Source organism: Citrobacter sp. BDA59-3, from assembly GCF_015167655.1.
Taxonomy (GTDB): domain Bacteria; phylum Pseudomonadota; class Gammaproteobacteria; order Enterobacterales; family Enterobacteriaceae; genus Phytobacter; species Phytobacter diazotrophicus.
In genome coordinates this window covers 3,999,613-4,012,759 of sequence record NZ_CP063427.1, presented here as the reverse complement: position 1 = coordinate 4,012,759, position 13,147 = coordinate 3,999,613, and the positions used below count along the sequence as shown (strand labels likewise).

General features: G+C 55.5%; 12 protein-coding genes. 9 read left to right on the top strand and 3 right to left on the bottom strand.

Features of this window, described 5'->3' with window-relative positions; genetic code table 11:
- The first annotated feature begins 197 nt into the window (after positions 1-197).
- The 7 genes from rodZ to IP582_RS18780 all read left to right on the top strand — a co-directional run bounded on the left by rodZ (position 198) and on the right by IP582_RS18780 (position 7,450).
- Positions 198-1,211, top strand: a complete 1,014-nt coding sequence (gene rodZ, locus IP582_RS18810) for a cytoskeleton protein RodZ (RefSeq protein ID WP_071193420.1) — start codon at positions 198-200, stop codon at positions 1,209-1,211.
- A gap of 26 nt (positions 1,212-1,237) precedes the next feature.
- A complete protein-coding gene (gene ispG / locus IP582_RS18805) occupies positions 1,238-2,356 on the top strand; it encodes a flavodoxin-dependent (E)-4-hydroxy-3-methylbut-2-enyl-diphosphate synthase (RefSeq protein ID WP_039079668.1) in 1,119 nt (372 codons plus the stop codon).
- Positions 2,357-2,448: 92 nt separating this feature from the next.
- On the top strand, positions 2,449-3,723 hold the full coding sequence (hisS, locus tag IP582_RS18800) for a histidine--tRNA ligase (RefSeq protein WP_193794090.1): 1,275 nt from the start codon (positions 2,449-2,451) through the stop codon (positions 3,721-3,723).
- A 36-nt stretch (positions 3,724-3,759) separates the two neighbouring features.
- Positions 3,760-4,380 (top strand): YfgM family protein, encoded by a 621-nt coding sequence (locus IP582_RS18795; RefSeq protein WP_193794089.1) that lies wholly within the window; start codon positions 3,760-3,762, stop codon positions 4,378-4,380.
- A 10-nt stretch (positions 4,381-4,390) separates the two neighbouring features.
- Positions 4,391-5,569 carry an outer membrane protein assembly factor BamB gene (gene bamB, locus IP582_RS18790; RefSeq protein ID WP_193794088.1) on the top strand — a complete coding sequence of 393 codons (1,179 nt, stop codon included), beginning with the start codon at positions 4,391-4,393 and terminating at the stop codon, positions 5,567-5,569.
- 122 nt (positions 5,570-5,691) lie between these two features.
- On the top strand, positions 5,692-7,173 hold the full coding sequence (gene der, locus IP582_RS18785; protein WP_193794087.1) for a ribosome biogenesis GTPase Der: 1,482 nt from the start codon (positions 5,692-5,694) through the stop codon (positions 7,171-7,173).
- A 55-nt stretch (positions 7,174-7,228) separates the two neighbouring features.
- Entirely contained in the window at positions 7,229-7,450 is a 222-nt protein-coding gene (locus IP582_RS18780; RefSeq protein WP_071193419.1) for a zinc ribbon domain-containing protein, read from the top strand.
- Here IP582_RS18780 and IP582_RS18775 read toward each other — a convergent pair.
- Positions 7,447-7,797: a protealysin inhibitor emfourin gene (locus IP582_RS18775; RefSeq protein ID WP_039079673.1), complete on the bottom strand. Its 351-nt coding sequence runs from the start codon at positions 7,795-7,797 to the stop codon at positions 7,447-7,449. The genes IP582_RS18780 and IP582_RS18775 overlap by 4 nt on opposite strands.
- The gene (locus tag IP582_RS18770) at positions 7,797-8,822 is read right to left on the bottom strand and encodes a M4 family metallopeptidase (protein WP_193794086.1); all 1,026 of its coding nucleotides are present in this window, start codon (positions 8,820-8,822) and stop codon (positions 7,797-7,799) included. Before IP582_RS18770 ends, IP582_RS18775 begins: the two co-directional genes overlap by 1 nt.
- A gap of 127 nt (positions 8,823-8,949) precedes the next feature.
- Between IP582_RS18770 and IP582_RS18765 the strand changes: the two genes are divergently transcribed.
- Positions 8,950-10,083, top strand: a complete 1,134-nt coding sequence (locus tag IP582_RS18765) for an MFS transporter (protein WP_228007911.1) — start codon at positions 8,950-8,952, stop codon at positions 10,081-10,083.
- A 1-nt stretch (position 10,084) separates the two neighbouring features.
- On the opposite strand, the gene xseA is transcribed toward IP582_RS18765, so the two are convergent.
- Complete coding sequence (gene xseA / locus IP582_RS18760; RefSeq protein WP_193794085.1) at positions 10,085-11,467, bottom strand: exodeoxyribonuclease VII large subunit; 1,383 nt, start codon at positions 11,465-11,467, stop codon at positions 10,085-10,087.
- Positions 11,468-11,626: 159 nt separating this feature from the next.
- Between xseA and guaB the strand changes: the two genes are divergently transcribed.
- Positions 11,627-13,093, top strand: coding sequence for an IMP dehydrogenase (gene guaB / locus IP582_RS18755; RefSeq protein ID WP_039079791.1), 1,467 nt, complete (start codon positions 11,627-11,629; stop codon positions 13,091-13,093).
- Positions 13,094-13,147: the final 54 nt, after the last annotated feature.

The window sequence follows — 13,147 nt, the reverse complement described above, 5'->3', positions numbered from 1 at the left end:
TTCTCTCGACTTTAAGGCAGTATGTAGCGATGGAACAATAGCTTAGCAAAAGTACGAAAAGCTGTTCTGTTATGACCGGCCTGACAGTCTTATACTGTCGGTCTAAATTTAACTGACCCTGACATTTCGCGGCGCGCCCAGGCAATGCTTACTACGCGCCTGAATCTTAAATTTTCACGTACCAGCAGTTGTAGCGAATGAATACTGAAGCCACTCACGACCAAAACGAAGCACAAACCACGGGCGTTCGTCTGCGCAATGCCCGTGAACAACTCGGACTTAGCCAGCAGGCGGTAGCTGAGCGCCTCTGTCTCAAAGTTTCCACGGTACGCGATATTGAAGACGATAAGGCTCCTGCCGAATTGGCTTCAACATTCCTGCGTGGTTACATCCGCTCGTATGCGCGTTTGGTGCATATTCCGGAAGAAGAATTGCTGCCGATGATTGAGAAACAGGCCCCGATTCGGGCGGCGAAAGTCGCGCCGATGCAGACCTTTTCTCTGGGTAAACGTCGTAAAAAACGTGACGGCTGGTTAATGAGCTTTACCTGGCTGGTGCTGTTTGTGGTTGTTGGCCTGACGGGCGCATGGTGGTGGCAAAACCACAAAGCGCAGCAGCAAGAGATCACCACAATGGCCGATCAGTCATCTGCAGAGCTGAACGCCAGTGGTAGCAGCGAAGGGCAGAACGTTCCGCTGAATAACGATGCGGTCAGCACTCCGACAGAAACACCAAATACTACGGCTGCGACTACGCCAGTTGAGCCAACGGCGCCGACAACAGCAGCGCCTGCAACAGCCGCGCAAACGCCTGCGGCAACCGCGCATTCCAACGCCGTTGTCTCGCCTTCTCAGGCACCTGTTACTCAATCCCCTGCCGCTCAGCCATCGGCTAACGCGAATAACGCGCCACTGCCGACTGACCAGGCGGGTATCGCCTCCCCGGACGCCGCACATGCGCTGGTCATGAACTTCAACGCCGACTGCTGGTTAGAAGTGAGCGATGCAAGCGGTAAAAAATTATTCAGCGGCATCCAGCGTAAAGACGCGACGCTGAATTTGACCGGCCAGGCGCCTTACAAGCTCAAAATCGGTGCACCTGCTGCGGTACAGATTCAATATCAGGGTAAACCTGTCGATCTGAGCCGCTTTATCAGAACTAACCAGGTTGCACGCCTGACCCTCAATGCCGAACAATCAGCAGTACAGTAACAGACGGGCAACGCGGGAGATTTTTCATGCATAACCAGGCTCCGATTCAACGTCGGAAATCGAAACGGATTTACGTTGGTAATGTGCCGATTGGCGATGGCGCCCCCATCGCCGTGCAGTCAATGACAAACACCCGCACCACAGACGTGGACGCGACGGTTGCGCAGATTAAAGCGCTTGAGCGCGTTGGCGCTGACATAGTTCGTGTTTCCGTTCCTACCATGGACGCGGCAGAAGCCTTCAAACTGATTAAGCAACAGGTGAGTGTACCGCTGGTCGCGGATATTCACTTTGACTACCGCATTGCGCTGAAAGTCGCGGAATACGGCGTCGATTGTCTGCGTATTAACCCAGGCAATATCGGTAATGAAGAACGTATTCGCATGGTTGTTGACTGTGCGCGCGACAAAAATATCCCTATCCGTATTGGCGTCAACGCCGGATCGCTGGAAAAGGATCTGCAGGAAAAATATGGTGAGCCCACGCCGCAAGCGCTGCTGGAATCCGCCATGCGCCATGTCGATCACCTCGACAGACTCAATTTCGATCAATTCAAAGTCAGCGTAAAAGCCTCCGATGTCTTCCTGGCGGTGGAGTCATATCGTCTGCTGGCAAAACAGATCGATCAACCGTTACACCTTGGCATCACCGAAGCGGGCGGGGCGCGCAGTGGCGCGGTTAAGTCAGCGATCGGCCTGGGCTTACTGCTGTCGGAAGGGATCGGCGATACGCTGCGTGTCTCGCTGGCGGCGGATCCGGTTGAAGAGATCAAAGTTGGCTTCGATATCCTGAAATCACTGCGCATCCGTTCGCGTGGCATCAACTTTATCGCCTGTCCTACCTGCTCACGTCAGGAGTTTGACGTGATCGGCACCGTAAATGCCCTTGAACAGCGCCTGGAAGATATCATCACGCCGATGGATGTTTCGATCATCGGTTGCGTGGTGAACGGCCCTGGCGAAGCGCTGGTTTCTACGCTTGGCGTGACCGGTGGCAACAAGAAAAGCGGCCTTTACGAAGATGGCGTGCGCAAGGACAGACTGGATAACGACGATATGATTACCCAGCTTGAAGCCCGCATCCGTGCGAAAGCATCAATCCTGGATGAAGCTAATCGTATTGCTGTGCAACAGGTAGAAAAATAACGTGATGGGAAGCGGCTGGCTTCCCGTGTATGATGAACCCGCAAGGCGCAAGCCCTGAGGGTTCATTTTTTGTATTCAAAAAGAGAATAAACGTGGCAAAGAATATTCAAGCCATTCGCGGCATGAACGATTATCTGCCTGGCGAAACCGCCATCTGGCAGCGCATTGAAGGCACACTCAAAAACGTGCTCGGCAGCTACGGTTACAATGAAATCCGTTTGCCGATTGTAGAGCAGACCCCGTTATTCAAACGCGCGATCGGCGAAGTTACCGACGTGGTTGAAAAAGAGATGTACACCTTTGACGATCGCAACGGCGATAGCCTGACGCTGCGTCCAGAAGGTACAGCGGGCTGTGTACGCGCCGGCATCGAGCATGGTCTTCTGTACAATCAGGAACAGCGCCTGTGGTATGTCGGTCCGATGTTCCGCTATGAGCGCCCGCAAAAAGGTCGCTACCGCCAGTTCCATCAGTTGGGTGTCGAAGTGTTTGGCCTGCAGGGCCCGGACATTGATGCCGAACTGATTATGCTCACTGCACGCTGGTGGCGTGCGCTGGGTATCTTCGATCATGTTAGCCTCGAACTGAACTCTATCGGCTCGCTGGAAGCACGTGCGAACTATCGCGATGCGCTGGTGGCGTTTCTTGAGCAGCATAAAGAGCAACTGGACGAAGACTGCAAACGCCGTATGTACAGCAATCCGCTGCGCGTACTGGATTCTAAAAATCCGGACATTCAGGCGCTTCTGAACGCGGCGCCAGCCCTGGGCGATTATCTGGATGAAGAGTCTCGCGAACACTTCGCGGGCCTGTGCCAACTGCTGGAAGCTGCGGGTATTGCCTACACGGTTAACCAGCGTCTGGTGCGCGGTCTTGATTATTACAACCGCACCGTTTTCGAGTGGGTGACCACCAGCCTGGGTTCCCAGGGAACGGTCTGTGCAGGTGGCCGTTACGACGGTCTGGTCGAGCAGCTTGGCGGTCGCGCAACGCCGGCGGTTGGCTTCGCGATGGGTCTTGAACGACTTGTTTTGTTGGTTCAGGCAGTTAATCCGGAATTTAAAGCAGAATCCGTTGTCGATATATACCTGGTAGCGTCAGGCGAAAACGTACAGTCCGCTGCAATGCAACTGGCTGAACAGGTACGCGATGCGTTACCTGACGTTAAGCTCATGACGAACCACGGCGGCGGTAATTTCAAAAAGCAATTTGCCCGTGCCGATAAGTGGGGCGCTAAGCTCGCACTGGTGCTGGGTGAGTCTGAAATCGCTGACGGTAACGTTGTAGTGAAGGATTTACGCTCTGGTGAGCAAAATACGGTAACGCAGGACAGCGTTGCGGCGCATTTGCGCACACTACTGGGCTAATCTCCCCGGTGAATTATCGTTAAGGAGAAGGACTGCGTGGAAATTTACGAGAACGACAACGAACAGGTAGACGCGCTCAAACGCTTTTTTGCTGAAAATGGCAAAGCGCTGGCTGTTGGTGTCATTTTAGGTATTGGTGCGTTAGTTGGCTGGCGCTACTGGACAAGTCACCAAACCGAAACAGCGAGATCGGCTTCACAAGGCTATGAAAACGCCATTACCGCGATTCGTGCTGATAAACCTGAAACGCTGACGGCGGCGGAGAAATTCGCGGCTGAGAATAAAAATACCTATGGCGCGCTGGCATCACTGGAACTGGCACAGCAGTATGTTCAACGCGATGAGCTGGAAAAGGCTTCCGCGCAACTGCAACAAGGTCTTGCCGCCACCAGCGATGACAACCTTAAGGGCATGATTAATATTCGTCTCGCCCGTATTCAGGTGCAGCTTAAGCAGCAAGATGCTGCGCTGAAAACGCTTGATAGCGTGAAAGGCGACGGCTGGGCGGCCATAGTTGCCGACCTGCGTGGCGAAGCGCTGCTTAGCAAAGGCGACAAACAAGGTGCACGCACCGCTTGGGAAAATGGCGTTAAAAACAACGCATCCCCGGCGCTGAGTGAAATGATGCAGATGAAAATCAACAATTTGTCCATCTAAGAGGGACCCGATGCAATTGCGTAAATTACTTCTGCCAGGACTGCTGTCCGTCACCTTACTGAGCGGTTGTTCCCTGTTTAACAGTGAAGAAGACGTTGTCAAAATGTCCCCTCTGCCGACGGTGACTAACCAGTTTAACCCGTCTACCGCGTGGAGTACCTCCGTGGGTAGCGGTATTGGCGATTTTCATTCTAATTTGCATCCGGCGCTGGACAGTGGCGTGGTCTACGCTGCTGACCGTCGCGGTACGGTAAAAGCGGTTAGTGCGAGCGACGGCAAAGAAGTCTGGTCCGTTAACCTGGCAGAAAAATCTGGCTGGTTCTCCAGCAGCCCGGCGCTGTTGTCCGGTGGTGTGACCGTCGCAGGCGGCCATGTCTACGTGGGCAGCGAAAAAGCGAAGGTCTATGCGCTGAATACGAACGACGGTTCCCAGGCATGGAAAACCAACGTTGCCGGTGAAGCGTTATCCCGCCCTGTTGTCAGCGACGGCCTGGTGCTGATTCATACCAGTAACGGTCAGCTACAGGCGCTTAATGAGAGCGACGGTGCGGTGAAATGGACGGTTAACCTTGATATGCCGTCACTGTCCCTGCGTGGCGAATCCGCACCGGCTACTGCCTACGGCGCAGCCATTGTGGGTGGCGACAACGGTCGCGTAAGCGCCGTGTTGATGCAGCAGGGCCAGATGATTTGGCAGCAGCGTATTTCTCAGGCAACGGGTCCGACTGAAATCGACCGTCTGAGCGATGTCGATACAACGCCGGTGATTGTAAACGGCGTGGTTTATGCGCTGGCTTACAACGGTAACCTGACGGCGCTGGATTTGCGTAGCGGCCAGATCATGTGGAAACGTGAACTGGGTTCAGTGAGCAATTTCATTGTCGATGGGAACCGCATCTACATGATTGACCAGAATGACCGCGTCCTGGCGCTGACCACCGACGGTGGTGTGACGCTGTGGACACAAAGCGATCTCCTGCACCGTAACCTTACCGCTCCGGCGTTGTATAATGGTTACATCGTGACCGGTGACAGCGAAGGCTACATGCACTGGATTAACGTCGAAGACGGGCGTTTTGTCGCGCAGCAGAAAGTGGACGGCTCCGGTTTCCTGACCGATCCTGTTGCTGCGGAAGGCAAACTGCTTATCCAGGCTAAAGACGGTACGCTGTACGCCATCACGCGTTAATCGCGCGAAGGTGGTCGTTCGTGAGAAGACGGCTCCTGTTGCAGGGGCCGTTTTACTGTTTTTAAAACGTCGCCAGCGTTGCGACGTTTTGATTTTGAATTCTAAGTAATGAGGCTTTAAACATGATACCTGTGGTCGCGCTGGTCGGGCGCCCTAACGTTGGAAAATCCACGCTTTTTAACCGTTTAACACGCACCCGTGATGCGCTGGTAGCGGATTTTCCGGGGCTGACCCGTGACCGTAAGTACGGTCGTGCTGAAGTCGAAGGTCGTGAATTTATCTGTATCGATACGGGCGGTATTGATGGTACGGAAGACGGCGTAGAAACCCGTATGGCGGAACAGTCGCTGCTGGCGATTGAAGAAGCCGATGTGGTGCTGTTTATGGTGGATGCGCGCGCCGGGCTGATGCCGGCTGACGAAGCCATTGCCAAACACCTGCGTTCGCGTGAAAAACCGACATTCCTCGTCGCGAACAAAACGGACGGCCTGGATCCGGATCAGGCGGTTGTCGACTTCTACTCGCTTGGCCTGGGTGAGATTCACCCGATTGCCGCCTCGCATGGCCGTGGTGTTGTCAGCCTGCTGGAACACGTTCTGTTGCCGTGGATGGATGAAATCGATCCGCCGGAAGAGCTGGATGAGGACGCTGCCTACTGGGCGCAGTTCGACGACGGTAAAGATGAAGACGGCGAAGAGGAAGAGCCGGAAGACGACTTCAACCCGCAGGACCTGCCTATCAAGCTGGCTATCGTCGGGCGTCCTAATGTCGGTAAGTCCACACTGACTAACCGTATCCTCGGGGAAGAGCGTGTTGTGGTTTATGACATGCCGGGCACCACGCGTGACAGTATTTATATCCCGATGGAGCGTGATGGCCGCGAGTATGTTCTGATCGACACCGCGGGCGTGCGTAAACGCGGCAAAATCACCGATGCGGTGGAAAAATTCTCGGTAATCAAAACGCTGCAGGCGATTGAAGACGCTAACGTCGTGATGCTGGTTATTGATGCCCGTGAAGGTATCTCTGACCAGGACCTCTCACTGCTTGGCTTCATCCTCAATAGTGGGCGCTCACTGGTTATCGTGGTCAACAAATGGGATGGCCTCAGCCAGGAAGTGAAAGAGCAGGTCAAAGAGACGCTGGACTTCCGTCTGGGCTTTATCGACTTTGCTCGCGTGCACTTCATCTCCGCACTGCATGGCAGCGGCGTAGGTAACCTGTTTGAATCCGTGCGTGAAGCCTATGACAGCTCGACCCGCCGCCAGAGCACCGCGATGCTGACCCGTATCATGAATATGGCGTCCGAAGATCACCAGCCGCCGTTGGTTCGCGGTCGTCGCGTGAAGCTGAAATACGCGCATGCCGGCGGTTATAACCCGCCGATTGTGGTGATTCACGGCAACCAGGTAAAAGATCTGCCGGACTCCTACAAGCGTTATCTGATGAACTACTTCCGTAAATCGCTGGATGTGATGGGCACACCTATCCGTATTCAGTTTAAGGAAGGGGAAAACCCGTATGCAGATAAACGCAATACGCTGACGCCAAACCAGATGCGTAAACGTAAACGCTTGATTAAGCATATCAAGAAAAGTAAGTAAGGTCGGAAATACCGGTGGCATTATCGCCACCGGTTGACATTCTGGGAGGATATTTATGGATCTTAAATGCCCAACCTGCCACAACCCGCTGGAATTGATTGGCACGCATGGTCACTGTCATGGCTGTGATAAAGATTACGCACTCAACGCGCTATGCCCGGAGTGCCAGCAGCCGCTGGACGTGCTCAAAGCCTGCGGAGCGGTGGACTATTTCTGCCAGCAGGGCCACGGCCTGATCTCCAAAAAGCGGGTGGTCTTCGCCCTGCAGGACGCTTAATCACAGACGCCGCTTTCGCCCTTTTTCCACAAATCCACCAGCGAGGGCGGTGCCTCCTGTTCCGGCACCAGCAAGATGATATCGGTATAGTGCGCCTGATTGTGGTGGGTCCAGATTATCTGAATGCGGAAATAACGCTGGTCGCCGCGCCCTGGAGAATCCGTCTGCCCCGGCGGAAAGCCACGAGGCAGCGCTTGCTGTAACACATCAATCACCCGCGCTCGCTGCTCTGGTGTGAGAGCGGAAAGGGCGATTCTGCGCAGGCCGCTCAACTGTGGGATAAACGCCACCCCCCCTTCGCGGGCAAGCTCAATGACCGCGTCCTCAGTGAGCTCGGGAATATTCATCACAGCACCCCTGTCTCAATCCAGGCCTGTTTAATGGCTTTTGCGGTCTCTTTTCCCGACCGTTTTTCGCCGTGGGCGACGGTCAGACGGGCGAACGCCGCAAAATCCGCGTTCTGCGCCAGCGCCCGATCGCAGACGGTGTCATACCACGCGTAGCCTGCTTTCTCCCAGGCGTGGCCGCCGAGCGCGGTGGCGGCGAGATAGAACGCACGGTTAGGGATGCCGGAGTTAAGATGTACGCCGCCGTTATCCTCGCGGGTTTTTATAAAGTCCTTCATATGCGCGGGCTGGGGGTCTTTGCCGAGCAGCGGGTCGTCATAGGCGGTGCCAGGTTCTGCCATAGAACGCAACCCCTTACCGTTGATGCCTGCGGCCAACAGCCCTTCGCCAATAAGCCAGTCCGCTTCTTGTGCGGTCTGTTTATGCAGATATTGTTTCACCAGCGAGCCGAAGACATCGGATAACGATTCATTAAGCGCCCCGGATTGTTCGAAATAAATCAGCCCGGCTTCGGTCTCCGTTACGCCGTGGCTAAGTTCGTGGGCGACAATATCCGGCGCGATAGTGAAACGGTTAAAGATCTCGCCGTCACCATCGCCAAATACCATCTGCTGACCGTTCCAGAACGCATTCTGGTATTCACGTCCATAGTGAACGGTACCGATAAGCGTCAGGCCCTTATTATCCAGTGAATCGCGATGATAAATTTTCCAGAAAAAATCGTGCGTCACACCCAGATATTCCCATGCTTCATCTACGGCGATATCGCCATTTGATGACTGCCCCTCAAAGCGCACCTGCGTGCCTGGCAACTCCTGAGTCTGTTTCGCATCGTAAATGTCCCGCTGCAACTGGCCCGCTTTCGCGACATGCGGCGCGGCAGGTTTGCCCGGCATATGTGCCATGAGCGTCTGGACATGGGTTAGGGTCTGGCGGGCGCACTTTTGCTGTACGTCGGAGCCGTTATCAATAATGCGGCGCAGGATGTAGGGCGGGATAACACTGTGAAGTCGTGTCGCTGTCATGCTGCTCTCCTGATTGTTGGCAAGGCTGACTACAAGTTTATGTGACATTCGCCTTTTTTACCCCTTACGCGGCAAAACTGTCGGTTTCGACCATCATTAACTGCTCAATCAGAAAAGAGGGTCGGGTGTGGCTAAAACAATTTCACCGCTTGCGTTAACCGGGTTTTTGCTCATCGCCGTGACGTATGGTATGGCGCGTTTTGCCTGGGGGCTGATGCTGCCATCGGTAGGGCAGGATATTGCGCTGAGCCCACGGTCGGCGGGTGTTATCGCCGCCTGTAGCTATATCGCCTACTGTTTTTCTTCGCTCTGGGCCGCCCCGGTAACCGGGCGTTACGGCGCCCGTACCACCGCGATCGTCTCGGCACTCTGCGCTGCGCTTGGGCTGCTGATCCTGGCGTTGTCTTCAGGTGTACTACACCTTGCGCTGGGGCTGTTTATCGCCGGTCTGAGTTCGGGGCTGGCATCGCCGTCACTGGCTGCGGCGGTCAGCCAGGCGGTGGCAGAGCGTCGGCAGTCCACCACTAACACCTTTATCAATGCCGGTACTGGTGGCGGCATCATCCTTTCCGTACCGGTAATGCTTTTTATCCCCTTTGGGTGGCGTGGAGCCTGCGTAGCTTTCGCGGTGCTTGCTCTGCTTTGCCTGCTACCGGTGATGCGCTATTTACCCGCCGCCCGAGCGCCGGGGGCTAAAAATGAACAATCCTGGCGGCAGCTCTTACAGTGCCAGGCACTGCGGCGGCTGGCGCTGATTGCGTTTATCTGTGGGATAGCGAGCGCGGCGTGGTGGAACTTTGGGCCCGATATTCTGCAAAAACATCTGCACCTTGGAAAAGAGACCACCAGCATGCTGTGGCTGGTGAGCGGCGGGGCGGGAATTGCTGGCGTCTTTACCGGCGCGCTGGCCGCCCGGACAGGCTGGAGCCCGGTTTACTGGCTGTCGCTGCTTTTTATGGCCGCGCCGCTGGCGCTACTGGCGGTAAGTCATGGTTATTGCGGGTGGCTTATTCCGGCGGCGGCCCTCTGTGGCGTGGGTTATATCACGCTTTCCGGCGTGCTGCTGGTGTGCGGTGCGTCCGCAACGGCAAATGCTCCCGCCGCTGGGGTGGGCATTGTCTTTTTTATGCTGGCGGTGGGGCAGGTGGCGGGGGCGATAATTTTTGGGCAACTCTATGCAGTACTGGGGACGGCCTGGTCGCTTTTGATTTTTGCCGGGCTGGCGTTTTTTGTTATGTTGCTGACCCCGACGAAGCCGTGAATTAGTCTGCGCTACGGGGTTTAGACGCGCGCGCTTTTTTCGCAGGGATGACGCTTTTCACTTCACTCTCTATCCAGCCATCGGCGAGACGGGTGGTAAGCGTATCGCCCGTTTTGACCTGTTTCGCCTGTTTCAGCACTTTGCCATCGGCGGCCGTGGTGACGCTATACCCGCGTGCCAGCGTCGATAACGGGCTGACCGCCTCCAGGTGCGTCACCGCCTTGCCGAAACGCTCTCGCGTTACGCTTAACTGTGCGCGCAGGCTTTCCGCCAGCCGGTATTCCAGTTGCTGAATACGCGTCTGCGCACGCCAGATCCGCGGCTGCGGGTTTTGCTGATTCAGACGCTGGGCGACGCGGCGTTGTCTCTGGGTAGCCTGTTTAAGCTGGCTATCCAGGGCGACACGCATCCGCTGGCGGAGTTTTTCCAGCACGGTTTGCTGACGGGCGAGGCGCAACTGCGGATGCTGCTGTTGCAGCCTGTGATTAAGTTGGGTAAAACGCCGGGTTCGGTTAGCAATGAAAAAATCCATTGCCATCTCAAGACGTTGTTGAGCAGACTGGATCTGGCGCAGCAGCTCCGTCTGGTTGCGACTGACGATTTCCGCTGCGGCAGAGGGGGTAGGGGCACGTAAATCTGCGACAAAATCCGCAATGGTCACATCGGTTTCGTGACCGACGGCGCTGACCACCGGAATGCGGCTGGCAAAAATGGCGCGCGCCACGCGTTCATCGTTAAAGCTCCATAAATCTTCCAGCGAGCCACCGCCACGGCCAACAATCAGCACATCACATTCCTGACGCGCGTTTGCCAGTTCAATGGCGCGCACAATCTGCCCCGGCGCATCGTCCCCTTGTACCGCAGTGGGGTAAATGACCACCGGCAGAGAAGGATCGCGTCGCCTCAGGACGTGAAGAATATCATGCAGCGCAGCGCCGGTTTTCGAGGTGATAACGCCAATACAGTGGGCCGGTGTGGGGAGCGGTTGTTTGAACTGCTGATCGAAAAGCCCTTCCGCTGACAGCGCCGCTTTCAGTTGCTCATATTTCTGCTGCAGCAACCCTTCACCGGCGGGCTGCATGCTTTCAACGATTATCTGGTAATCGCCGCGCGGGTCATAGAGCGTGACGGAGGCGCGCACCAGTACCTGTTGGCCATGCTGCGGGCGGAACGTTACGCGACGGTTGCTGTTACGGAACATCGCACCGCGAACCTGCGCCGTGTCGTCTTTAAGCGTGAAATACCAGTGACCAGAGGCAGGCTGTGTGAAATTGGAGATTTCACCCGTTATCCAGACCTGGCCCATTTCGCGTTCCAGCAGGCTACGTACTGTTTGATTCAGGCGAGTAACGGTAAAAATTGCGGGGCTTTGAAGAGATGACATGTGAGCTAGATCAAATTCTAAATCAGCAGGTTATTCAGTCGATAGTAACCCGCTCAGAGATGAGTGCAAGTATTTTTCGCAAAAAAATGTGGAAGCAATCGGTTACGCTCTGTATAATGCCACGGCAATATTTAACCACCCAGGTCAGAGATATTGCCCATGCTACGTATCGCTAAAGAAGCCCTGACGTTTGACGACGTCCTCCTCGTTCCCGCTCACTCCACCGTTCTGCCGAATACTGCCGATTTGAGCACTCAGCTCACTAAGACCATTCGTCTGAATATTCCGATGCTCTCCGCAGCAATGGACACCGTTACGGAAGCGCGCCTGGCAATTGCCCTGGCACAGGAAGGCGGCATTGGCTTTATTCATAAAAACATGTCCATCGAACGCCAGGCTGAAGAAGTTCGCCGTGTTAAAAAACACGAGTCCGGCGTGGTTAAAGACCCTCAAACCGTTCTGCCAACCACTACCCTGCGCGAAGTGAAAGAACTGACCGAGCGTAACGGTTTTGCCGGTTACCCGGTGGTTGCCGAAGACAATTCACTGGTGGGTATCATTACCGGTCGTGACGTTCGCTTTGTCACCGACCTGAACCAGCCTGTTAGCGTATACATGACGCCGAAAGAGCGTCTGGTCACCGTTCGCGAAGGCGAAGCGCGTGAAGTTGTATTCGCGAAAATGCACGAAAAACGCGTTGAGAAAGCGCTGGTTGTCGACGATAAATTCCGTCTGCTCGGTATGATCACCGTGAAAGACTTCCAGAAAGCGGAACGTAAACCGAACGCCTGTAAGGACGAGCAAGGCCGTCTGCGTGTCGGTGCGGCGGTTGGCGCAGGTGCGGGCAACGAAGAGCGTGTTGATGCGCTGGTTGCGGCAGGCGTTGACGTTCTGCTGATTGACTCCTCTCATGGCCATTCCGAAGGCGTTCTGCAGCGTATCCGTGAAACCCGTGCCAAATATCCGGATCTGCAAATCATTGGCGGTAACGTAGCGACGGGCGCAGGCGCACGTGCGCTGGCTGAAGCCGGTTGCAGCGCAGTGAAAGTCGGTATCGGCCCTGGCTCTATCTGTACCACCCGTATCGTGACCGGCGTGGGTGTTCCGCAGATTACGGCTGTATCCGACGCGGTTGAAGCGCTGGAAGGCACCGGTATTCCGGTTATTGCTGACGGTGGTATCCGCTTCTCTGGCGACATCGCCAAAGCGATTGCCGCTGGCGCTGCAGCGGTGATGGTCGGCTCCATGCTGGCAGGTACCGAAGAGTCCCCGGGCGAAATCGAACTCTACCAGGGCCGCTCTTACAAATCTTACCGCGGGATGGGTTCTCTGGGCGCGATGTCCAAAGGCTCCTCTGACCGTTACTTCCAGACGGATAATGCCGCTGACAAACTGGTGCCGGAAGGTATCGAAGGTCGCGTGGCGTATAAAGGCCGCCTGAAAGAGATCATTCACCAGCAAATGGGCGGCCTGCGTTCCTGTATGGGGCTGACCGGCTGTGGTACCATCGACCTGCTGCGCACTAAAGCGGAATTCGTGCGTATCAGCGGTGCGGGCATCCAGGAAAGCCACGTCCATGATGTGACCATCACCAAGGAATCCCCGAACTACCGTATGGGCTCCTGATATTTTCCACGCCCGGCTAAATGCCGGGCGATTTTGTTTCACTTGCCTCGGAAT